The sequence below is a fragment of the Bradyrhizobium sp. ma5 genome, from assembly GCF_042258955.1.
Classification (GTDB): Bacteria; Pseudomonadota; Alphaproteobacteria; order Rhizobiales; family Xanthobacteraceae; genus Bradyrhizobium.
Genome location: NZ_CP170156.1, coordinates 4,594,947 through 4,617,372, shown reverse-complemented (window position 1 = coordinate 4,617,372; position 22,426 = coordinate 4,594,947). Strand labels below are relative to the sequence as shown.

Genomic DNA, 22,426 nt, shown 5'->3' with positions numbered 1-22,426 from the left:
ACGCGCCATGTTCGAGATCCTCGATCGCCGGACGACTCTGACCGGCAACCAGATCAAGATCCTTGCGGCGGCCATCATCGGCGATGCCCTGGAATTCTTCGACTACTTCCTGATCGGCTTTGTGCTCGCGTTCCTGATCGGGCCGTGGAAACTCACCTTTGGCCAGTCGGCCACCGTGCTGATGAGTTCCGGCATCGGCGCCATCCTCGGCGCCTATCTCTGGGGCTGGCTGGCCGACCGGGTTGGGCGCCGCATCGTCTTCATCGGCACTGTCCTGAACTTTTCGATCGCGACCGGCCTGCTCTATTTCACGCCCGACAATGGCTGGGTCTATCTGGCAATCCTGCGCTTCTTCGTCGGCACCGGCGTCGGCGGACTTTATTGTGTCGACCTGCCGCTGGTGCAGGAGTTCATGCCCTCGCACAAGCGCGGCTGGGTCGGCGGGCTCGTCACCTGCGTGATCCCGCTCGGTGTCGGCCTCGGCGCGGTGCTGGGCGCGATCATGGGCACCGATCAATGGCGGCTGCTGTTTGCGATCGGCGTGCTGCCTGCTGTCCTGGTGCTGCTGGTCCGGCTCTGGGTTCCGGAATCGCCGCGCTGGCTGTGCCGTCAGGGACGCTATGACGAGGCCCGCAAGTCGCTGGCCTGGGCCCTCGAGGTTCAGCCATCGGAGCTGCCATTGCCAAGCGCGGCCGACGCCGGCCCGATCGTCAAGACAAGCTGGTTCGACCTGTTCAAATATCCGCGCAGCCTGATCGTCTCCTGGCTCGGCAATGCCGGCGCGCAGACCGGCGTCTACGGCATCACGCTGTGGGCGCCCGCGCTGTTCGTGCTGCTCTTGAAGGTCACGCCGCAGGAGGCCGCCAAGATGATGATCCTGCTCAGCATCACCGGCTTCCTCGGACGCATCTCGTTCTCCTGGTTCTCGGAACTGCTGGGACGGCGCATCGCCGGCGGCCTGCTCGGCCTCGGCGCCGGCGCGCTCACGATCATCGCCGGCTATCACTACGACGCGACGCTGTTCGGCATGTCGGCATTCTGGCTGCTGCTCGGCGCCGCCTTCTTCTTCGCCGACGGCGGCTTTGCGATCGTCGGCCCCTATGCCGCGGAGGTCTGGCCGTCGCATCTGCGCACCACGGGCATGGGATCAGCCTATGGCTTCGGCGGTATCGGCAAGATCATCGGGCCGGTCGGGCTTGCCTTGATCGTCGGCTCGAACAACTACCTCAAGCCGGATGTGCCGCTGACCCAGATCCCGACCGCCTTCGTCTATCTCGGCTGCTGGTTCCTGATGGCCGGTGCCGTCTATCTGTTCTTCGGGCTTGAGACCCGGGGCAAGTCGATCGAGCAGATCGACAAGGAGCTCAACGCGACGGCTGACGTCGCGGCCTCCGCAACCATACGGCGCGCCTGAGGGAGGCTGACATGAGCGTGACTTCTGCCGATCTTGCCGGTGATCGCGACGTGATCGCCCGCGCGGAGGCGGTCAGGGAGGCGGTTGCGGCCGCCTCCGACGCGATTGAGATGACCCGCCGCCTGCCGCCCGATCTGCTCGACCGGCTGCATGAGGCGCGCCTTTTCCGACTGCTTCTGCCGCGCTCGACCGAGGGGATCGAGACCGATCCCGTCACCTTCTTCCATGTCATCGAGACCATCGCCAAGGCCGATGCGTCGACGGCGTGGTGCCTGAGCCAGGCCGGCGGCTGTGCGATGTCGGCGGCCTATCTCGACCTGCCGGTCGCGCAGGAGATGTTTGCCAACCCGCGCGCGGTGCTGGCCTGGGGACCCGGCCCGAAGGTCAAGGCGGTCGAGTGCGCGGGCGGCTATCGCGTCACGGGGGTCTGGTCGTTTGCATCAGGCGGGCGGCACGCAACCTGGCTCGGCGCCCACTGCCCGGTCTATGCCGCGGACGGCTCTCCGCGCCGCGACGCCAATGGCGAGCAGGTCGAGCGCACCATGCTGGTGCGGGCCGAAGACGTCGAATGGACCGATATCTGGAACACGGTCGGGCTGCGCGGCACCGCCAGCGACCAGTTCGCGCTCAACGACGTCTTCGTCCGTGCGGACCATTCGATCACCCGCGAATTCGATCGCGAATGCCGCGAGAGTGGCCCGCTATACCGGATGAGCAACCACACCTGTTACCAGGTCGGCTTCGCCGGGGTCGCCTGCGGCATCGCCCGCAGCGCGCTGGACAATTTCGTTGACGTCGCCCGCAACAAGGTGCCGCGCGGCATGAAGAAGACGCTGCGCGACAATGCCGTGGTGCAATCCGGCCTCGCCCAGGCCGAGGTCAATCTGCGCGCCGCCCGGGCCTTCCTGCTTCAGTCGATGGCGGATATCTGGCAGGATCTGGTTGCCGGCCACAGCATTACGGTCGCGCAGCGCATGACGATCCGGATGGCGGCAACCCACGCCATCCACAAGGCGCGGGAAGCCGTCGACTTCGCCTACAACACGGCCGGCGCCACTGCGATCTTCGACGGCCATCCGCTGGAGCGGCGCTTTCGCGACATCCACACCGTGACCCAGCAATTGCAGGGCCGCTTCAGTCATTTCGAGACCGTCGGCGCCTGGATGCTCGGCGTCGATGCCGACCTCAGCTTCGTTTAACCCGATTTCTCAGGGAGAAGAACCATGCCACTGGGCGGACTACAGCATTTCACGATCGAACCGCAGGACCTGGAGAAGACCAAGGCGTTCTATTGCAATGTGCTCGGGCTCGAGAATGGCGATCGGCCGCCGCTCGATTTCCCCGGCTACTGGCTCTATTCCGGCGGCCAGGCCACTGTCCATTTAATGGGCACCCGCAAGCCGCGCGACGGCATCGTGGTGCGCGGCACCGAGAAGAAATATGAAGACACCGGCCGGCTCGATCATATTGCCTTCGCCGCCACCGACGTCGACGCCGTGCGCAAGCGCTTGCAGTCGAACAACGTCAGCTTCCGTGAGCAGATCGTGCCGCGCACCGGCGACACCCAGATATTCCTCTACGATCCCGACGGCGTCGGCGTGGAGCTGAATTTCCCGAACAGCTGAAGCGGTCTTCGCCGGTTTTTTGCCCCTGCTCAACAATTGGCCGGCGCATGTGCCGGCCAATTTCTCATGTCAGCAAACCGGTTCCCGACAAGGCCCTGACTCGGCCATCACTCGGGCGTGATCCGGTCCGCTTTTCTTCAACATTGAATGACGAATTAACCCGGCCGCGCCGCTGCGGCAGAATAGCCGGGTGCTGCGCCTTTAACCTACCCCAGGGCCTGGTGGCCCGGCTATTCGTCCCCACTTCGCCGTCGATGGGCTCAATCGAGCCCGCGTTCGTGGCTGAGGCGGACCATTTCGTTGATGAAGATCTGTTTCTGCTTGTCGTCAAGGCTCGCATAGAGCGGCTCGGCGGCGTCGGCGACGCCGCGCTGATCGCCTGCGCGGTCATTGAGGAACTGGGCCTCGTTGCGCATCTGCTCGATGATGTCATCAGGCGGATCGCGCTGCGCACGCGCAATGCGCAGGTTGAGCCGATCGGCGCCATTGTGCCCGAGATAGTGCATCGCACTGTTGAAGCCGGCCCAATTCTTCTCCTGCTCCGGCGTCAGGTTGAGCTCCTTCTTGATCCGTTCGATGTTGGCGTCGCTATTGGCGACGATCTGTTCGGCCGTAAGCTGCGGCGCGCCTGCCTGGGTCAGCACGGTCGGCGCCTGCTTCGCACCCTTGTCCTTGGCGGCAGCCTTGGCCGATTTGGCGGCCTTGGCGCCCTGCTTGTCACCGGACGCCGGAGCCTGCGCATTCTTGCCGTTGCCGGCATTGGGGTTGGCGTTGTTGTTGCCGGTCAGCACCCCGGTCACACCGGTCACCACCCCGACAACGCCGCCGATTGCTCCGCCCAGCACGCCGCCGACCGGGCCGGCGGCCTTGTTGCCTTCGCGCGCGCCGTTTTCGACGCCCTGCACGATCTGCGCATCGACCATATGAGGCACTGCAAGCAGCGTGACGGCGGCGGCCCCAACCGCGACGCACAATTTCCATTGCGCTCGCAGCTTCGCTACCGGGATGAGCATGATCGGGTCTCCGTGGTCGATGGTGGATTGCAGGACTAACGCGGCGGGCGGGTTCGACGAATCCGGACTTTATCGTTTCCGGCTTCGGCAAGTCTATCGGTCGCGACGGCCATCAACATGACGGAACGCGGCTCGATCAGGCGTGGCCGGAAACCTGCGGCTCAACCGCGCACCGTCTGCAAGCATCGCTTGCGCCAACCTCCGCGTGCGTCGCAGCATGATGACCGGAAGCGCGGCAAACCACGGGCATCTGCGGTGATGCCGATGACACTGCCTGCGATTTGACCACAACGTTAGTACTACTTGGCACAGGCATCTCGTTTCTCGACAGCAGCCGGCAATTCTGTTCTGATCAGTGTGAATGAAATCCCGCGACGTCGCGCGAACGCGACGCACAAAAACAACAACGGGATTCAAAAAGTCTTTTGTCCGTCGGCTACCAGGGAGGGAATGCCATGTCACGGAAGAAGCTTTCGCGCCGAGAATTCGTTGCAGCGACAGCGCTGTCATCGGCGGCGCTCATTACAGCCCCCTACGTCCGTGGCGCCTACGCAGCCGGCAAGCTCTCGATGGGCTTCTGGGATCACTGGGTGCCGGGTGCGAACAGTGCCTCCACCGAGCTCGTCAATGAATGGGCCGCCAAGGAGAAGGTCGAGGTCCAGCTCGACTACATCACCAGCCAGGGCAACAAGAACATCGTCACCATCGCCGCCGAGGCGCAGGCGAAATCCGGTCACGATATCTTCCAGATGCCGACATGGTGGCCACAGTCCAACGCCGAGCTGCTCGAGCCGGTCAACGACATCATGGACCCGCTGATCAAGCTGAACGGCGACGTCAACGGCACGGTGAAATATCTCGGCCAGGCCGACGGCAAATGGCTCGGCGTTCCCGCCAGCGTCGGCAGCCAGATCAAGGGTCCCTGCTCGCGCATCGACCTGATGAAGAAGTATGCCAATATCGACGTCCAGGAGATGTATCCGGCCGGAAGCGCGCCAAAGGCGGACAACTGGACCCTCGATACATTCCTCAAGGCGGCTGAAGCCTGCCACAAGGCCGGCTTCCCGTTCGGCATCGGTCTCGGCGAGACCAGTGACAATGTCGACACCGCCGGCGCGATCTTCCAGTCGTTCGGTGCTCAGCTGGTCGACGCCAAGGGCAACCTCACCGTCAAGACCGACGCGGTGCGCCAGTCGCTCGAATTCTACAAGAAGCTGCTGGCGTTCCTGCCGCCCGACGTTGCCGCATGGGACGATGCTTCCAACAACAAGTGGCTGGTCGCGGGCAAGGGCGCGATGATCATGAACCCGCCGAGCGCGTGGGCGGTCGCCAAGCGCGACGCCCCGCAAGTCGCCGAGCAATGCTGGACGCACGGGTTCCCGGCCGGGCCGAAGGGACGCTTCGCGCCCTATCTGCCGTTCTTCTGGTCGATCTGGTCGTTCTCGAAGAACAAGGAAGCGGCCAAGAGCCTGCTGTCTTATCTGTCGCAACCGGCATCGATCGAGAAGATGGTGGTGGCGAGCGGCGGCTACGATCTGCCGGCCTATGAGAAGCTCACGACGTTGAAGGTCTGGGAAGAGGTTGGGCCGCCGAAGGGCACGCTCTATCACTACCCGAACCCCTTCAAGCACCAGACGCTGTCGATTGCGGCCTCGCCTGCACCGCCCAAGGTCGCGCAGCAGATCTACTTCCAGGCCACCCTGACCAAGATGTGCCTGCGCTACTACCAGGGTGAAGCGATGGAAAAGACCCTCGCCTGGGCCGAGGGCGAGTGCGAAGGCTTCATGCGAAGCTGACGAACGGACGAGTTCGCGCGCGGTCGCCGATCATGTTGGCCGCGCGAGATCTCGCCTCTGCATCCCGGCCGCCGAACACGGCGAGCCGTGCAACCAACCCGCGCGAGGGACCAGCGTAATGGTTGATGTCGCACTCCAATCCAGCCGCACAGCTGCGGCCCAGGCAGGGCGAAAGCGTGCCGGCCTGCGCAACGCACTGCGGCGCAAGTCGATGTCGGCGTTCCTGATGACGCTGCCGCTGATCCTCCTGATCGCCGTGCTGGTGATCTATCCGGCGCTCTATTCCCTGCATCTCGCGACGCTGAACAAGGCGATGACGAAGTTCGTCGGCTTCGGCAATTTCGAGTTCCTGTTCAAGCGCGAAACCTTCTGGCTGGTGGTCAAGCAATCCTGCATCTTTGCGATCTCGGCGGTGGTCTTCAAGGCGCTGATCGGGTTCATCGTCGCGCATTTCGTGCACAACGTCCCCGCCAACAGGCAGCGCAAATGGCGTGGCATGCTGCTGGTGCCATGGGTGATCCCGCCGGCGATGAGCACGCTGGCCTGGCTGTGGCTGTTCGACCCGTCCTACAGCGCCTTCAACTATACGCTTTCGTTCTTCGGCCTCGGCCCGATCCCGTGGACCGGGGACGCGATGTGGGCGCGCTTCTCGGTGATCCTGGTCAACGTCTGGTACGGCGCGCCGTTCTTCATGATCATGTACCTGGCGGCGTTGAAATCGGTGCCTGAACAACTCTATGAGGCGGCCGCGATCGACGGCGCCAATTGGTGGCAGCGCATCTGGTACGTGACCCTGCCGATGATGCGCAACATCATCGCGATCACGACGCTGTTCTCGCTGATCGTGACCTTCGCCAATTTCGATATCGTGCGTATCCTGACCGCGGGCGGACCGCTCGACCACACCCACATCTTCGCCACCTGGGCGTTCCGCGTCGGTATCGAGGGCAGCGACATTCCGCTCGGCGCCAGCGTCTCGCTGTTCATGGTGCCGATCCTCGCGGTCGCGGCGATCTTCATCCTGCGCGACATCACCAAACGCGGGAATGAATCCTGATGAGCACCGTGACGATCGACAAGTCGGGACCGACCCGCAAGGTCAAATACGGCAGCATGAGCCGCGATCGGACCTGGGCGCTCCGCTGGTCCTACTTCTTCCTGACGCTGTTTGCGATCTTCTCGCTGGTGCCGCCGTTCTACATGCTGATCACTTCGCTGAAGAGCAGCGCGGAGATTTCCGCGGCGACCAATCCGTGGTGGGTATATCATCCGACGCTCTCCAACTACGTTGAGTTGCTGACCTCCAATCAGTTCCTGCGCTTCTTCTGGAATTCGGCCTGGGTCTCGATCATCGTGGTCACCATCACGATGCTGATCAGCGTGCCAGCGGCCTTTGCGCTGGCGCGGATGAAGTTCTGGGGCTCGGCGACGCTCGCGACCGGGGTGTTCCTCACCTATCTCATTCCGGACAGCCTGCTTTTCATCCCGCTGTTCAAGATGTTTGCCGTGTTCGGCGACTGGACCGGCATTCAGCTGGTCAATCGCTGGTACGTGCTGCTGTTCATCTACCCGACGCTGACGGTGCCGTTCTGCACCTGGATCATGATCGGCTATTTCGCCTCGATCCCTAAGGAGCTCGACGAAGCTGCGATCATCGACGGCGCGAGCTGGTTCCAGACCCTGACCCGGATCTTCATCCCGGTCGCCCTGCCCGGCCTGATTGCGGCGACGATCTTTGCCTTCACCGTCTCCTGGGCCCAGTTCCTCTACCCCCTGGTGTTCACCACCTCGACCGATCAGCTGGTGCTGCCGGTCGGCATCATCACGACCCTGATCAAGGGTGACGTCTTCAACTGGGGGCAGATCATGACCGGCGCCCTGCTCGGCGCCGCGCCGCCGCTGATCATCTACGCCTTCCTGATGGACTACTACATTGCCGGCCTGACCGCCGGTGCGACCAAGGGTTGAACGCGACAAAGGTAGGATAAGGGTAGGATTCATGGCCGACGTCAGTTTGCGCAAGGTGGTGAAACGTTACGACGAGGTCGAGGCGGTGCGCGGCATCGACCTCGATATCGCCGACCATGAGTTCGTGGTGCTGGTCGGCCCAAGCGGCTGCGGCAAGTCGACGACCCTGCGGATGATCGCCGGCCTCGAGGACATCTCCGACGGCGACATCATGATCGGCGGCGATGTCGTCAACGACGTGCCGCCGAAGGACCGCGACATCGCGATGGTGTTCCAGAACTACGCGCTCTATCCGCACATGACCGTCGCCGAGAACATGTCGTTTGGGCTGCGGCTGAAGCACTACCCCAAGGCCGAGATCAGGAGCCGGGTCACGGAAGCCGCCCGCATGCTCGACATCACCGACCTGATCGACCGCAAGCCGAAGCAGCTCTCCGGCGGCCAGCGCCAGCGCGTCGCGATGGGACGCGCGATCGTCCGCAATCCGAAGGTGTTCCTGTTCGACGAGCCGCTGTCCAACCTCGATGCCAAGCTGCGCGTGCAGATGCGGATCGAGATCAAGAAGGTGCACCAGAAGGTCCGAACCACGACCGTCTACGTCACCCACGACCAGGTCGAGGCAATGACGCTGGCCGACCGCGTGGTGGTGATGAACCACGGCAAGATCGAGCAGATCGGCACGCCCAACGAGCTCTATCACAAGCCGGCGACCCGGTTCGTCGCCAGCTTCATCGGCTCTCCCGCGATGAATTTCGTGCCGTGCCGGCTCGAAGACGTCGGCGGCAAGCTCAATGTGCGGCTGACCGATCGCCTCTCCTTTCCGCTGCCGCCGGCGCGCGCCGCCCGCTACCAGGCCCTTTCCCGAACCGACAAGCTGCTGCTGGGTCTGCGGCCCGAGCATGTCATGGAGGCGCGGCCGCACGCCGAGCCCGGCATCGAGCCGTTCGACGCGGTGCTCGACGTCACGGAGCCGATGGGCATGGAGACGCTGGTCTACTTCACGCTGGAGGGCTCCCAGCTCTGCGGCCGGGTCAATCCCAATGCCGGCGCGCAGGATGGCAGCCCACTCCGATTGGCTGTGGACCTCAACAATATGCATTTGCTAAACGAGGTGACCGGCGCCGTGCTTTGACGGCGCACAAGAAACCTCAAGGGCAGGAAATGGCTACCAACAAGAAGAAGATTTTCATCACCCAGACTCTGTCTCCGGGGGCGCGGGTCCTCCTCAATGAACGGGATGATGTAGAACTCGTCGAATTTCCCAACCTGATCTCGGCCAAGGACTTCCAGGCGATGCTGGAGCAGCATGCGCCGGTCCATGGCGTGGCACTCGGCGCGACCCGCTTCGGCGAGGCGGAGCTGGAGGCGTCCAAGGGCATGTTGGTGGTGACCCGAATCGGGGTCGGTTACGACGCCGTCGACGTGCCGGCGCTGTCCCGCCGCAAGGTGCCGCTGATGGTCGCAGGCACCGCAAACTCGCCGTCGGTCGCAGAGCATGCCGTGTTCATGATGCTGACGCTGGCCAAGCGCGCGCAGGAAATGCACGCGATGGTCAAGGAAGGCACCTGGGCGAGCCGGCTCGGCGTGCTGCCGTTCGACCTCTACGGCAAGACGGTCCTGATCGTCGGCTTCGGCCGCATCGGCACCCGCACCGCCAAGCGCTGCCTCGCGATGGAAATGAACGTGCTGGTCTACGATCCCTACAAGCCCGCGAGCGAGATCACCGCGGCCGGCTGTGAGGCGGTGTCGAGCCTCGAAGCGGCATTGCCGCGGGCGGATTTCGTCACGATCCACTGCCCGAAGTCGCCCGAGACGGTCGGCCTGTTCAACGCCGCGCGGATCAGGCTGATGAAGCCGACCGCCTATCTCATCAACACCGCCCGCGGCGGCATCGTGGACGAGAAGGCGCTGCACGACGCGCTGGCGTCGGGCAAGCTCGCCGGTGCCGGCCTCGACGTGTTCGAGGTCGAGCCTCCACCGGTCGGCCAGCCGCTGCATGCTTTGCCGAACGTGATCATGGCGCCGCACGTCGCGGGCGTGACGGTCGAGGCTGTCGATCGCATGAGCGAGCAGACCGCGCGCAATATCCTGAGCGTGCTGGACGGCAATCCGCTGCGCCAGAACGTGATCAACCAGGACGTCCTCGGCTGAGCTTTCAGCCTTTCTCGTTTGCGCCGCGGCCGATCCCGCGAGGTCGGCCCGGCGATGCGGAGCATGCACATGGCTTTCAAGGAATTCGGCAACTACGATGCGGTCGGTCTCGCCGAGCTCGTCCGCAACAAGGACGTCACGGCAAAGGAACTGCTCGACGAGGCGATTGCGCGCACGGCCGCCGTCGATCCGAAGATCAACGCGGTCGTCGTCAAGCATTACGACCACGCCGAGCGCCAGATCGCCAAGGGGTTGCCTGACGGCCCGTTCACCGGCGTGCCGTTCCTGCTGAAGGATCTCGACCTGCTCGAGGGCACCCGCACCACGTCGGGCGCCAGCCTGCTGAAGGACTTCGTTGCCGACCACAACGGTACGTTGACCCAACGCTTCCTCGATGCCGGTCTTGCGATCTTCGGCAAGAGCGCGAGCCCGGAGTTCGGCCTGATGCCGACGACGGAATCCCGCCTGTTCGGCCCGACCCGCAATCCCTGGAATCTCGACCATTCCTCCGGCGGCTCGTCCGGCGGCGCGGGGGCTGCGGTCGCGGCGCGCATCCTGCCCGTCGCGCATGCCAGCGACGGTGGCGGCTCGATCCGGATCCCCGCCTCCGCCTCTGGCGTGTTCGGCATGAAGCCGACGCGCGCTCGCAACCCATGCGGTCCCGATCGCGGCGAAGGCTGGGGCGGCTTCTCGGTTGGCCATGTGCTGAGCATCAGCGTCCGCGACAGCGCAGTCATGATGGATGCGATCCATGGCGCGGAGCCGTCGAGCCTCTACGTCGCGCCGGCGCCGGAACGGCCGTTTTCCCAGGAGGTCGGCCGCGACCCCGGCCATCTGCGCATCAGCTTCACCGACAAGTCGCCCTACGGCGATGCTGTTGATCCCGAGATCGCCGCGGCGGTTCGCGACATCGCCAAGGTGCTCGAGGGCCTCGGCCATCACGTCGAGGAGCGCGCACCGCCGCTTGCCGCCGATCCCGCCGCGGTCATGACGACCATCGTCGGCGGCAACACGGCGCTGACGATCCGCCTGCTCGAGCAGCGCGTCGGGCGCACGCTGACGTCGGACGATGTCGAGCGGCTGACGCTCGCCAGCGGCCAGAACTCGGTCAAGATGACGCCTGCCGACTACGTCGCCGCGCAGCTTGCGGCTTTCCAGATCTCGCGCGGGCTCGCGACCTTCTTCGAGGGCTGCGACATCTTCCTCAGCCCGACGCTGTGCGCGCCGCCGCTCCGCATCGGTGAACTGAACACGATGTCCGAGGATCTGAGCCACATCGCGCCGGTGCTGCGCCGCTACATGCCGGGCACCTCGATGTTCAACATGTCCGGGCAGCCGGCCATGTCGGTGCCGCTGGCCTGGAACAAGGCCGGATTGCCGCTGGGCATGATGTTCGCGGCCAAGCTTGGCGAGGAAGGACTGCTGTTCCGCCTGGCCGGTCAGCTCGAACAGGTCCGCCCCTGGAAGGACCGGCGTCCGCCGGTCTGCGCCTAGCTCGATCGGGCGCGACAAAGGGCAGTCCAATCAGGTAGATAGGAAGGGCGCCGGCACGATTCCGCCGGCGTCATGCCTGGGAGACCGAACCGTGAGTGACCCGACCGACAATGCGCTCGCCGCCATCGCGAGCATTCTCGATCAGACGACGACGCCTCCCGAGAAGTCCAAATCGTCCGACGACAAGTCGACCGACAAGGACGAGGCATCGGACCCTGCCGAGGAGCCGCCGGCCTCGATAGCGATGCCACCGCCCCTGCCATCGTCCGTCACAGACGTTTCTGTCGAGGCGGTTTCCATCGTGGCCGAGCCGCCGGCGGTGGAGCCGCCGCCGATTGAGCAGGTCGAGCCAAACATCGAGCAGGCCGAGCTCGAAGAACCCGAGCCGGTCGAACCCGAAGCGGTCGCACCGGAGCCGAGCGAGCCGGAGCCGATCCAGCCGGCCCAGCCGATCGAGGCCAATGGCTATTCCAAGTCCGGCCCGGGCCCGATGGCGGCGCTGCGGTTCCGCTGGACGGTGCGCGAGGACGGCGCCCAATACTATGTCGATGAGACTGTCGGCGAAGGATCGAACCGGCTGGTCAACGGCCCGATGGACAAGGACGCCGCGATCAAATTCGTCGACGATCGCGAGGCCGAGGCACGGCAGCGCTTCGAGCATTTCAAGCACGAGATCGTCAGCCGCACGGCAGCCGCCCTTCAGGCAAGCAAGGACCGCCACGAGGCCTAGAGCTTCGGTTCTGATTCAATCAGAACCGAAGCTCTAGATTCTTGTCTTGACGCGTTTTCTTCACGCGAACCGGTTCGCTCGAAAACGCTCTAGCCCTGCGGCGGCCTTGGCGGCCCCAGAAAGTCCTTCTTCGCGAGATCGACGCCGGCATGACGCAGGATGTCGTAGGCCGTCGCGACATGGAAGAAGAACTGCGGGCCGCTGAAGGTCAGGATCAGGGACTTGCCGGTGAATGGCCTGGTCGCGCCGCTCCGGAACGTGAAGACGACGTCCCTGTCGCAGGCGGCGTCGATCACCTCGCGCGGCAGGCCCTGCGCAAAATCAATCGTGGCCGCAATCTGCGCCTTCAGCCCGCCGATGCCGGGCGCCGTGTCGGCCAAGACCGGCGGCGCGCACCCCGCCAGCAACGCGCAGCTCAGGAGGACATGCCGGTTCGCCTCCCTGACCTGCTGGCGAAGACTGTACATGTTCGGCGAGAGCCGCATCTCGAGCAGCACGGCTGGATCGATCTTGCGAGCCCCGGCATGGGCCTCGGCATGATCGAGCAGCGCAGAAAGATTGCGCAGATACGGCACATAGACGCCGACGGATGCTTCGTGGAGCGAGATGGTCACTATTGCGCCCGCTGTGCTGGCCCGAAAGTCTCATCTGGTCTAAATGGTCCGCAACGACATGTCATCGGAATTGACGGAGAAGTCTGATGTTTCGCGCGCTGGCCGGCCTCGCTCTCGTTTTGCTTCTGTCTGCCGCGCACGCGCAGCCGGCGCCGTCCCGGCTCGACGAGATCGTCAAGCGCGGCACGTTGCGCGTCGGCATGACCGGCGACTACCTGCCCTTCACGGCGCTCGAAAAGGAGACCAAGGCGTTTCGCGGCTTCGACGTCGACATGGCGCAATCGCTCGGCAAGGCGCTCGGCGTCAAGGTCGAGTTCGTGCCGACATCGTGGCCGCAGATGACCAGGGATTTCGAAGCCGACAATTTCGACATCGTGATGGGCGGCGTCTCCATCACCTTCGACCGGCAGAAGAAGGGCCTGTTCTCGACGCCGATCATGCGCGAGGGCAAGACGCCGATCACACGCTGCGCCGACAAGGGCAGGTTTGAGACGATCGCCGAGATCGACAAGCCCGGCACCCGCGTCATCGTGAATCCCGGCGGCACCAACGAGCGTTTTGCGCGCGCCAACGTGAAGGCCGCCGACATCCGTGTCTTCAACGACAACATCAAAATCTTCGACGAGATCGCCAAGGGTGACGCCGATCTGATGATGACCGATGCATCCGAGACGCGCTATCAGCAGAAGCTGCATCCCGGCGTGCTCTGCGCCGTGCATCCCGACAAGCCGTTCGACTTCGCGGAAAAGGCCTACTGGATGCAGCGCGACGTCGCCTTGAAGGCGTTCGTCGACCAGTGGCTCCACATCGCGCGCGAAGACGGCAGCTATGCGAAGATCTATGCCGCGTGGTTTGAATAGGCTGCGTCAAGTCTGCTGCTCACGTGCCGCAAATTGATGCGCACGGCCTGAAACCGGATCGCAATCCAGTGATTTGAACCTGAAGCGCGAGGACACGACTCATGTTCTGACCGTGATTTGGGGCACGTTCAGCGAGGCGGCCACCAAATAGCCTCGCGAACGGGATTCCCTGCACTGGAGGTCGAGATGAAGAAGCTTCTGGCGATCGCCGCACTTTTGCTGGCGAGCACGGCGGCGGCGCAGGCGCAATACACGTTCGATTACGGCGGCCGCACCATTCGTATCGATCCGGATCGCGGAACGGTCTCGATCCCCGGCGTCTATGACAATACCGGCCGCAGCACCAAGCGCGCCAAGCACAAGGACGCCGAGCAGAAGCGCGAGACGGCCCCGAAGGACGCCAAAGCGGACCCTCCGTCCATGCCTGCCACGCCACCCGCAGCCGCTGCCTCCCCCTCTCCGCCTGCCGTTGATCAGGCCGCCGCTCCGGCGCCGACCGCAACAACGACAGAGCCCGGAAACACGAGCGTTACGCCAGCCCCGGCCACGGCAGCGACCACACCGCCGCCGCCACCCGCGCCGCCAGTAGTGCAGCAAAGCGCCGCGCCGGCGGCAAAGCCCGCTTCAGCGCCGACGGTCGGCGACGTGTCGCCTGCGCCCAAGCCGATAGCGAATCCCGTGCAAGCAGCCAACTCGCCGCTCGGCGTCTGGCTGACCGAAGAGAAGGAAGGCAAGGTTCGCATCGAGCAATGCGGCGCCAATATCTGCGGTTACTCGGTCGACAAGAAATCAAACGCCAACGGCGAACAGGTTCTGATCAACATGAAGCCGGGCAAGGACAAATGGAGCGGCCGCATCTTCGATCCGAACAGCGGCAGTACCTACGATTCCACCATCGCGTTGAAGAGCCCCGACACGCTGCGCGTCCAGGGCTGCGCGTTCGGTGGCATGTTCTGCGGCGGCCAGACCTGGACGCGGGTGAATTGATCGACGCCGCGTCGTGAAAGCAAAAAGCCCCGCTCAAGAGCGGGGCTTTTTCTTTGGGCAGGCACCGACGGCTCAGCCGAGCTTGCCGTTATATTCCTCGTCGGTGACGTGCTCCATCCAGGTCGAGAACACGCCGTCGAGCGCCTCCTGCATGGCGATGTGGGTCATGCTGTTGTTAGGCGACGCGCCATGCCAGTGCTTCTCGTTCGGCGGGATCCAGACGACATCGCCGGGGCGGATTTCACGGATCGGCCCGCCCTTGGCCTGAACGCGGCCGATGCCTGAGATCACGTACAGCGTCTGCCCGAGCGGATGGGTGTGCCAGGCGGTGCGCGCACCGGGCTCGAACGACACCCGCGAGGCATTCAGCCGTGCTGGCGCCGGCGCCATGTTGATCGGGTCCTGCAGCACGCTGCCGGTGAAGTTCTCTTTCGGCGCGCGGCGGGTCGGCCGCGAGCCGGAAACGTGGATATCCATGGGGTTACCTCCCTTTCTTGACGTTATTTCTTGGATGCGGCGTAGCGTGCCTTGGTCTCGGCGTTCATCGGATAGAGGCCGGGCAGCTGGGCGCCATTGTTCACCTCGTTGACGATCCAGGCTTCCATCCGCTCCTGCTCGGGTCCCTCGGCCAGCACGTGGTCGAGGAACGCCTGCGGGATCAGCACCGCGCCATCCTGATCGGCCACCACCACGTCGTTCGGAAACACGGCAACGCCGCCGCAGCCGATCGGTTCGCCCCAGCCGACGAAGGTCAGGCCTGCGACCGACGGCGGCGCCGCGTAGCCATCGCACCACACCGGCAGGCCGGTGCCGAGCACGCCCTCGAGATCGCGCACCACGCCATCGGTGATCAGCGCCGTCACCCCGCGCTTGACCATGCGGGCACAGAGGATGTCGCCGAAAATGCCGGCATCGGTGATGCCCATGGCATCGACAACGGCAATGCATCCCTGAGGCATCGCCTCGATCGCGGTACGGGTCGAGATCGGCGACGACCAGGATTCCGGCGTCGCCAGATCCTCGCGGGCCGGCACGAAGCGCAGCGTGAAGGCCGGTCCGACCAACCGCTTCTGCCCGGGCTTCAAGGGCTTGGTGCCGCGCATCCAGATGTTGCGCAGGCCCTTCTTGAGCAGGACCGTGGTGATGGTGGCGGTGGACACGTGCGACAGCGTCGCGATCGCTTCGGCGGACAGTGACATCTCGAAAGCTTGCTCCGATGGGAGGAAAAGACCGGCGCATGTTGCCGGGCGAAGGCCCTGCGTCAAGGGCTGCGCGAAAAACCTGCGATCATCCAAATTTATCGCCGGCATGCCGATTAATTTATTGATGTTGCTGCATCATTTTGCACGAAGCGAATTCCGTTTTGAATCGAAACACGCTAGCTTGATGGCTAATCCAATCTGCTTGAGCCGATGGCCGAACCCTTAAGTCCTCCCCGCCTTTTGCCGAGTGGCGACAGCGCCATCACGGTGGAATTCAGCCGCACCATCGATGACGCCGCCAACCGGCGGGTGCTCGCGCTCGACCGCGTGATCGCCGCCGAGCCGATCGCCGGCATCACCGAGACCGTGCCGACCTACCGGTCGCTGCTGGTGCATTACGATCCAGTGCAGATCACCTTCGATGCGCTCGGCGAGCAGTTGCTTGCGCGCGCCGCCAAGGCGCCGCCGACCGAGAGCGGAACGCGGCGCTGGCGGATCCCCATCACCTATGGCGGCGAGCACGGCATCGATCTCGAGGATGTGGCGAAGGCACTCCAGACCACGCCCGATGACATCGTCGCGCGCCACGCCGCCGGCGACTATCGCGTCGCCATGATCGGCTTCACGCCCGGCTGGTCCTATCTCAGCGGGCTCGACAAGTTCCTGCATATGTCCAGGCGCAAGGAGCCGCGGCTCGTGACCCCGGCCGGCACCATCTCGATCGGCGGCATCCAGACCGGCGTGCAGTGCCTCGCCGGCCCGAGCGGCTGGCACCTGCTCGGCCGTACCCCTGTGCGAACCTACCAATTGCATCGCGACCCGACCTTCCTGCTGGAGCCGGGCGATGCCGTCAGCTTCAAAGCGGTGGATGCCAAGACCTTTGCCGAACAGGACCGCGCCGCCGAGGCGGGCGAGTTCGTCGCAGAACTGGTGACGCCATGAGCAAGCTCGTCGTCACCTCGATCGGCCCGGCAAGCTCGGTGCAGGACGGCGGACGTCCGGGCTCGCAGCGCTACGGCCTGACGCCGAGCGGCGCGATGGACCGGCTTTCGCTGGCGGCCGCCAACACGTTGGTCGGCAATGAGCCGTTTGCCGCCGTGGTCGAGATCGGCCCGTTCGGCGCCACCTTCACCGCGCGCGGCGGCGCGGTGCGCATCGGGCTCGCCGGCGCGTCGCGCAATGCTGACATCGGTGGCCGGCCGGTTGCCTTCGACAGTTCGGCAACGCTCGCCGAAGGCGAGACGCTCAATCTCGGTTTTGCGCGCGGCGGCTCGTTCAGCTATCTCGCGATCGAGCACGGCATCGAAGGCGAGCCGATGTTCGGCAGCCTCGCCGTCAACGCCCGGGCCGGGCTCGGCAGTCCCTACCCGCGGCCGCTGCAAAGCGGCGACGAGTTGAAGACGAAGGCTGCGAGCGGCGCCACTGAGCGCCGCATCGAACTGCCGGCCGCCACCGATGCGCCGATCCGCATCGTGTTCGGCCCGCAGGACGACGAGTTCACTGCGGAAAACAAGCAGCTGTTCCTCGACAGCGAATGGAAGATCTCGGCCACCAGCGACCGCATGGGCTACCGGCTCGAAGGCGCCGTCATCAAGCACAGCGACGGCCACAACATCGTCTCCGACGGCACCGTCAATGGGAGCATCCAAGTGCCCGGCAACGGCCAGCCGATCGTGCTGATGCCGGACCGCGGCACCAGCGGTGGTTATCCAAAGATCGCAACCGTGATCACCGCCGATCTTGGCCGCTTCGCGCAGACCTCGGCCGGCCGGCCGTTCCGTTTCAAGGCCGTCACGATGGCGGAAGCGCAGGCCGAGGCGATCAAGTTCCACGCGCTGCTGCATTCGCTGCCCGATCGCCTCCGCGGCATCGACGATCTCGGCCTCAACATCGAGGCGCTGCGGGATGCGAATGTCGCGGGTCAGGCGGTCAGCGCCGTCGATGTGACGACCTGGCAAGTTGCGCTACCCTGAATCAATACGAACAACGAACGGATCGATCGTCATGACTGCAACCATCGACCTCAATTGCGATCTCGGCGAAAGTTTTGGCCCCTGGGAAATGGGCAATGATGCCGCGATGATCGAGCTTGCAACCTCGGTCAACGTCGCCTGCGGCTTCCATGCCGGCGATGCCGACATCATGCGCAAGACCGTCGAACTCGCGAAGGCGCGCGGCGTCAGCGTCGGCGCCCACCCTGGGTATCGCGACCTGCATGGTTTCGGCCGCCGTCCGATGCCGGGGCTGACATCCTCCGAGATCGAGAACCTGATCGCCTACCAGATCGGCGCCTTGCAGGCGATCGCAACCGCGGCCGGCCACAAGGTCACCCACGTGAAGGCACATGGCGCGATATCCAACGTCGCCTGCGAGGACGACATGACCGCACGCGCGATCGCCAATGCGATCAAGGCGGTCGACCGCAATCTCATCTTCGTGGTGCTCGCTAACTCGAAGCTGGTGCGCGCGGGCGAAGCCGCCAATCTGCGGATGGCGCATGAAGTGTTTGCCGACCGCGCCTATGAGGACGACGGCAATCTGGTGTCGCGCAAGAAGCCCGGCGCAGTGCTGCACGATCCCAAGGCGATCGCCGAACGCGTGGTGCGGATGGTGCAGGATGGCGCGGTTGTCTCGGTCACCGGCAAGGTGATCAAGATGCAGACCGACACCGTCTGTATCCATGGCGACACCCATGGCGCCGTCGAGATCGCGCGCGGTCTGCGCGAGGCGCTGAGCAAGGCCGGCATCACGGTAGCGCCGTTCAAGACCGCGCACTGAGCCGCCAATGCATCGACGGGGCCGGCTATCGCGCCGACCCTTTTAGATTCCGTTAAGAGTCTTCTTAAACCCAAACTTGCCGTTTGATTGCTAGGTGCAGCTTCCGAGCCTTTGATTGTCCTCTCAGGAAAATTGGGTACGAAAGCATGTTCCGCACCAGCCTCTCCCTCGCAATTGCTGCGGTGGCCACGGCCGCCTTCACCAGCGCGGCCTCCGCCGGCTGCTACAGCTGCTATACGCCGCCGCCCCAGCCCTGCACGACCTGCTATCAGGTGCAGACCGTGCCGCCGCAGTATCGCACCGTGCAGGAGACCGTGATGGTGTCGCCGGGCCGCGTCATCGCGCATCGTACGCCGCCGCAGTATCGTACCGTGATGGTGCCGAAGACCGTAATGGTCGCGCCCGAAGGCGTCGCCTATGAGCGCATCGCGCCGCAATACGCCACCCAGGAGCGCACCCAGATGGTCTCGCCGGGCTATTCCTACTACGCGCCGGTCCAGCAGACCTGCAGCACCTGCGGCGGTGGTTACGGTTACGGTTATGGTCGCGGCTACGGCTACTGAGCCGTCAGCGTCCAGACAGCACAAAGCCGCCGCCTGAGGACATCAGACGGGGGCTTTGCAGTTCTCTCAGGGCCTCAGAACGGGTGGACGGAGAGTGTGCCGAACACGATGGCCGCGATCACTGCAAACGCGCTGTAGAGCGCCGCAGTGTGAACTCCGGTCCCGGACTTCCTTGAAATTTGTCGCGCGTAAAAGTGCAGGCGGGCTTCCGCCGATAGCTCGCGCATGGTCGATCTCCAACGCCCCATTCTCAGGCATATGGAATATCGTTCGCGCGCCGATTCAAGCGGGTGGCAAAAATAGCGACGTCGCTCCCTCGGCGAACCCGGTTCCCAGAGGAATATTCTTCCCCGAAGGCCGGCCCGAGAATCTTATTCGTTGCAATTCGAGGCGTCGGGAACCCGCGCCAAGCTTGCAATAACCGAAAATCTCGAAAACAACCCCATGCAAAGTAGCCGACGGTGGCCAACTGAGGCGCGGCCGCTGCGTCGCGCTCAGGGCTTCCAGCGCCCAATTTTGAAGGCCGCCAGATGGCCGGGAACGTCGGTCGGATCGAACGGCGGACCGGCGAACGCGCCTATGGCGTGGGAGGTATCGGCCGGGCGCCCGGCCGCGGCGTCGTAGAGGTCCGGCCTGAACACCGCCATGGCAGCCTTCAGCGCCTCCGGCCGGTACGGTGTCTGGCCCCAGCGAACCATCTGCGCGTAGAGCCAGGCCGCCTGCCCCGGGTCCGGCCGCGCCGCCGCCTCGCGCCCGACCAGCAAATAGCGGCTGCTTTCGCGCATGGTGCCGTCGGGCAGGATCTTCAGCCGGCCATCGAACGTGCGCTGGATGACGCTGGCGTCGACGCCGAGCCGCTCGGGCTGCGCCAGGATGCGCGCGACCTCGGGGCGGTTTTCCGGCTGCTCGATGAACTCCGCGGCGCGCAGATGCGCGCGCACCAACGCGGCCACGACGTCGGCGTGCTTCTCCGACCAGCTCTGGCGCACCGCCAGCACCTTCTCCACCGCGCTGAGCAGGATGTCCGAGACGAAGTGCAGGATGTGGCCGACGCCGAGATCGACCGCGATCGAATTCCAGGGCGCGCCGACGCAGAACGCGTCGACATGCCCGTTGGCCAGACTGTCCACCATGTAGGGCGGCGGCAGCACCACGAGCTGGACGTCCTCGTCGGGATCGACGCCGCCGGCGGCCATCCAGAACCGCAATTGATAATTGTGGGTCGAGAACGGAAAGGTCATGCCGAACGTCAACGGCTCCGCCCCGCTCTTCCGCCGTTTTGCAACCACGCGCGCGAGCGCCCGCGCGGTCGCCATCGGATCGAAGCGGTCGCCGTCGATCTCTGCCATCAGCGCGGCGTGCAGCGCCGGCGATACCGTGATGGCGTTGCCGTTGAGCCCGAGATTGAACGGGGCTGCGATCGGCACCTTGACGTGACCGAGCCCGAGGTGTGATGCGATCGCCACCGGCGCCAGCAGATGAGCCGCGTCGAACAGGCCTATATTGAGCTTGTCGCGGACGTTCGACCACGACACTTCGCGCACCAGCGTGACGTCGAGGCCCTCAGTCGCCGCAAACCCCTTGTCGACCGCGACGATCAAGGCGGCAGCGTCCACCAGCGGAATGAATCCGATGTGCAGGGGTGTGGTCATTTCAACAGCTCCGACGCCGTCAGGATCGATTGCGCGATCTCGCCGATCTTCTTCTTCTCGCGCATCGCGGTCGAGCGCATCAGCACGTAGGCCTCTTCCTCGGTCAGCCCCTTCACTTTCATCAGGATGCCCTTGGCGCGGTCGATCACCTTGCGCTCCTCCAGCGCATGCTTGGTACGGTCGAGTTCATCCTGCAGCTTGGCGAAGGCATTGAAGCGGGAGACGCAGAGATCGAGGATCGGCTTCATCCGCTCCTTCTTGAGGCCGTCGACGATGTAGGCGGAGACGCCGGCCTCCACCGAGGCCTGGATCGAGGCGGCGTCACTCTGGTCGACGAACATCGCGATCGGCCGGCGGACCGCACGGCTGACCTGGAACATTTGTTCCAGCACGTCGCGGCTGGGGTTCTCGAGATCGATGACGATGATCTCGGGATCGAGCGCATAGATCCGCGACAGCAGGCTCTGCATCTCGCTGATGTGGACCACGTCCGTGTAGCCGGCCTCCCGCAGCCCCTCCTCCAGGATGGCCGCACGGATCGGGCTCTCGTCGACAATGACGATCTTGGGAGACGATTCAGCGCTCATCGACCACTCTTAAAGCCCGGCAACAACCACCCATATCACGCCGGGGCGGCGCGGAAAGGGTTGTAATTCTCGGCAATTGGGACTAGCTCCTGCCCATCAATCAGGCAGATTCACAGATATGCAAGAGGCCGCCGCGCCGAAGGTAAGCTTTGTGTCCTTGGTTGGTCCTGAGGCAAGGAATGTAAACTCTTCGAGCCGGCTATTCAGCCCGAAGCCGGTCGACTGGCCCCGGAATCTAACCAGCTTCGTTGAGCGGTGATTTGATCCGGCGGATTTCGCGAACGACAATCGCGAGCCCGGCTGAACAGTAGTACGCAGCCTTCGCGAGGTAGCTCCCTGGCAGCAACGCGAGAGCTTGATGATTGCCGCGCAGATCGCGGCCTCGATCGCTTGCATCAATCAGCCACATCGTGCCGGACGCACCTGTTTCCAATTCAAGCCGCTCAGCGTCTGAGCTTCCCAAAATGTCCCGCAATTGTGGTGTGCGCAATGCAGGCTCGATGAGTCGTTCGTCATCGACGCCGATCCATTGAACGAGAAAGCCCCCGTCACCCTGACCATCGGAATACCATGCGATGTCGCCGGCATCGCCAGATAACACAACAGCTTTGCCTCGGTGGCAGGCAATTGACCCCAACCAGGTCGTCACTCTGCACGCACGGGCATAGTCACTTTGGTCAGCCGGATCTCCATGGTCGCGCCATCCCTCGATACCCCGCCAATGTAACAGCTGTTCATCAGCAATTACCAGGTGAGGACCGCCGGACGTCGCTATCCAGTTGTGTGTTCGGGTCATGCGTATCCAATAGCAGTATTTTTCCGGCTGGCCGATCGCTGGCCGGCGAATGTTCGTTCTTGTGCCGGTTGCGGGGTTGGGCATCCGGCCGACTGCCTGGGCGAAGCGCTCGCGCGCGTCGAATTGTTGCATCCCAAAGAACTGGTGGATTGCAGATCGTCAAGAACAAGCAAAACTTTCTCATCGCCGGAACGCG

24 protein-coding genes are annotated in these 22,426 nt (G+C 64.3%); 16 read left to right on the top strand and 8 right to left on the bottom strand.

Translation table 11 applies throughout. The features are described from left to right. Positions 1–7 precede the first annotated feature (7 nt). From ACE103_RS21340 to ACE103_RS21330, 3 genes are read left to right on the top strand one after another with little or no spacing between them, the layout of a single operon-like run. Positions 8–1,414: an MFS transporter gene (locus ACE103_RS21340; protein WP_223975073.1), complete on the top strand. Its 1,407-nt coding sequence runs from the start codon at positions 8–10 to the stop codon at positions 1,412–1,414. Positions 1,415–1,425: 11 nt separating this feature from the next. After that, positions 1,426–2,613 carry an acyl-CoA dehydrogenase family protein gene (locus ACE103_RS21335; protein ID WP_375774785.1) on the top strand — a complete coding sequence of 396 codons (1,188 nt, stop codon included), beginning with the start codon at positions 1,426–1,428 and terminating at the stop codon, positions 2,611–2,613. 24 nt (positions 2,614–2,637) lie between these two features. Continuing rightward, positions 2,638–3,039 (top strand): VOC family protein, encoded by a 402-nt coding sequence (locus ACE103_RS21330; RefSeq protein ID WP_375774784.1) that lies wholly within the window; start codon positions 2,638–2,640, stop codon positions 3,037–3,039. Between the two features lie 260 nt (positions 3,040–3,299). Here the strand turns inward: ACE103_RS21330 and ACE103_RS21325 are convergent, their stop codons facing one another. Further along, entirely contained in the window at positions 3,300–4,052 is a 753-nt protein-coding gene (locus ACE103_RS21325) for a Spy/CpxP family protein refolding chaperone (RefSeq protein WP_374708067.1), read from the bottom strand. A 455-nt stretch (positions 4,053–4,507) separates the two neighbouring features. On the opposite strand from ACE103_RS21325, the gene ACE103_RS21320 reads away from it, so the two are divergent. The 7 genes from ACE103_RS21320 (at position 4,508) to ACE103_RS21290 (ending at position 12,191) form a co-directional block, all read left to right on the top strand. Continuing rightward, positions 4,508–5,848: an ABC transporter substrate-binding protein gene (locus tag ACE103_RS21320; protein ID WP_223975081.1), complete on the top strand. Its 1,341-nt coding sequence runs from the start codon at positions 4,508–4,510 to the stop codon at positions 5,846–5,848. Positions 5,849–5,966: 118 nt separating this feature from the next. After that, positions 5,967–6,905, top strand: coding sequence for a carbohydrate ABC transporter permease (locus tag ACE103_RS21315; protein WP_375774783.1), 939 nt, complete (start codon positions 5,967–5,969; stop codon positions 6,903–6,905). Further along, the gene (locus ACE103_RS21310) at positions 6,905–7,816 is read left to right on the top strand and encodes a carbohydrate ABC transporter permease (protein ID WP_223975086.1); all 912 of its coding nucleotides are present in this window, start codon (positions 6,905–6,907) and stop codon (positions 7,814–7,816) included. The genes ACE103_RS21315 and ACE103_RS21310 overlap by 1 nt, the downstream gene beginning before the upstream one ends. Positions 7,817–7,847: 31 nt before the next feature. Further along, positions 7,848–8,948 (top strand): ABC transporter ATP-binding protein, encoded by a 1,101-nt coding sequence (locus tag ACE103_RS21305; protein WP_375774782.1) that lies wholly within the window; start codon positions 7,848–7,850, stop codon positions 8,946–8,948. Positions 8,949–8,977: 29 nt separating this feature from the next. Continuing rightward, positions 8,978–9,967: a hydroxyacid dehydrogenase gene (locus ACE103_RS21300; RefSeq protein WP_223975088.1), complete on the top strand. Its 990-nt coding sequence runs from the start codon at positions 8,978–8,980 to the stop codon at positions 9,965–9,967. Between the two features lie 69 nt (positions 9,968–10,036). Next, positions 10,037–11,461 (top strand): amidase, encoded by a 1,425-nt coding sequence (locus ACE103_RS21295; protein WP_375774781.1) that lies wholly within the window; start codon positions 10,037–10,039, stop codon positions 11,459–11,461. Positions 11,462–11,552: 91 nt separating this feature from the next. Beyond that, entirely contained in the window at positions 11,553–12,191 is a 639-nt protein-coding gene (locus tag ACE103_RS21290) for a hypothetical protein (protein ID WP_375774780.1), read from the top strand. 89 nt (positions 12,192–12,280) lie between these two features. Here the strand turns inward: ACE103_RS21290 and ACE103_RS21285 are convergent, their stop codons facing one another. Next, positions 12,281–12,805, bottom strand: a complete 525-nt coding sequence (locus ACE103_RS21285; protein WP_375774779.1) for a DUF1993 family protein — start codon at positions 12,803–12,805, stop codon at positions 12,281–12,283. An 86-nt stretch (positions 12,806–12,891) separates the two neighbouring features. Between ACE103_RS21285 and ACE103_RS21280 the strand changes: the two genes are divergently transcribed. After that, positions 12,892–13,665 (top strand): transporter substrate-binding domain-containing protein, encoded by a 774-nt coding sequence (locus ACE103_RS21280; protein ID WP_375774778.1) that lies wholly within the window; start codon positions 12,892–12,894, stop codon positions 13,663–13,665. 186 nt (positions 13,666–13,851) lie between these two features. Then, positions 13,852–14,652 (top strand): DUF2147 domain-containing protein, encoded by an 801-nt coding sequence (locus ACE103_RS21275; RefSeq protein ID WP_375774777.1) that lies wholly within the window; start codon positions 13,852–13,854, stop codon positions 14,650–14,652. A 72-nt stretch (positions 14,653–14,724) separates the two neighbouring features. On the opposite strand, the gene ACE103_RS21270 is transcribed toward ACE103_RS21275, so the two are convergent. Together ACE103_RS21270 and ACE103_RS21265 are read right to left on the bottom strand one after the other, a co-directional pair. Continuing rightward, positions 14,725–15,129, bottom strand: a complete 405-nt coding sequence (locus tag ACE103_RS21270; RefSeq protein WP_375774776.1) for a cupin domain-containing protein — start codon at positions 15,127–15,129, stop codon at positions 14,725–14,727. A 23-nt stretch (positions 15,130–15,152) separates the two neighbouring features. Next, positions 15,153–15,851: a ribonuclease activity regulator RraA gene (locus tag ACE103_RS21265; protein ID WP_223975097.1), complete on the bottom strand. Its 699-nt coding sequence runs from the start codon at positions 15,849–15,851 to the stop codon at positions 15,153–15,155. A 213-nt stretch (positions 15,852–16,064) separates the two neighbouring features. Between ACE103_RS21265 and pxpB the strand changes: the two genes are divergently transcribed. The 4 genes from pxpB to ACE103_RS21245 all read left to right on the top strand — a co-directional run bounded on the left by pxpB (position 16,065) and on the right by ACE103_RS21245 (position 19,195). Further along, positions 16,065–16,796, top strand: coding sequence for a 5-oxoprolinase subunit PxpB (pxpB, locus tag ACE103_RS21260; RefSeq protein WP_375774775.1), 732 nt, complete (start codon positions 16,065–16,067; stop codon positions 16,794–16,796). Next, entirely contained in the window at positions 16,793–17,827 is a 1,035-nt protein-coding gene (locus ACE103_RS21255) for a biotin-dependent carboxyltransferase family protein (protein WP_375774774.1), read from the top strand. The genes pxpB and ACE103_RS21255 overlap by 4 nt, the downstream gene beginning before the upstream one ends. A 31-nt stretch (positions 17,828–17,858) precedes the next feature. Beyond that, positions 17,859–18,632, top strand: a complete 774-nt coding sequence (locus tag ACE103_RS21250; protein WP_092114433.1) for a LamB/YcsF family protein — start codon at positions 17,859–17,861, stop codon at positions 18,630–18,632. A 146-nt stretch (positions 18,633–18,778) separates the two neighbouring features. Next, positions 18,779–19,195, top strand: coding sequence for a hypothetical protein (locus tag ACE103_RS21245; protein WP_375774773.1), 417 nt, complete (start codon positions 18,779–18,781; stop codon positions 19,193–19,195). Between the two features lie 74 nt (positions 19,196–19,269). Here the strand turns inward: ACE103_RS21245 and ACE103_RS21240 are convergent, their stop codons facing one another. The 4 genes from ACE103_RS21240 to ACE103_RS21225 form a co-directional block, all read right to left on the bottom strand. Beyond that, positions 19,270–19,422: a hypothetical protein gene (locus tag ACE103_RS21240; protein WP_223975101.1), complete on the bottom strand. Its 153-nt coding sequence runs from the start codon at positions 19,420–19,422 to the stop codon at positions 19,270–19,272. Between the two features lie 267 nt (positions 19,423–19,689). Then, complete coding sequence (locus tag ACE103_RS21235) at positions 19,690–20,847, bottom strand: CmpA/NrtA family ABC transporter substrate-binding protein (protein ID WP_223975102.1); 1,158 nt, start codon at positions 20,845–20,847, stop codon at positions 19,690–19,692. Then, positions 20,844–21,434 carry an ANTAR domain-containing response regulator gene (locus tag ACE103_RS21230; RefSeq protein ID WP_028332037.1) on the bottom strand — a complete coding sequence of 197 codons (591 nt, stop codon included), beginning with the start codon at positions 21,432–21,434 and terminating at the stop codon, positions 20,844–20,846. The genes ACE103_RS21235 and ACE103_RS21230 overlap by 4 nt, the downstream gene beginning before the upstream one ends. A gap of 235 nt (positions 21,435–21,669) precedes the next feature. Then, positions 21,670–22,362, bottom strand: coding sequence for an Imm21 family immunity protein (locus ACE103_RS21225; RefSeq protein WP_223975103.1), 693 nt, complete (start codon positions 22,360–22,362; stop codon positions 21,670–21,672). Positions 22,363–22,426 lie beyond the last annotated feature (64 nt).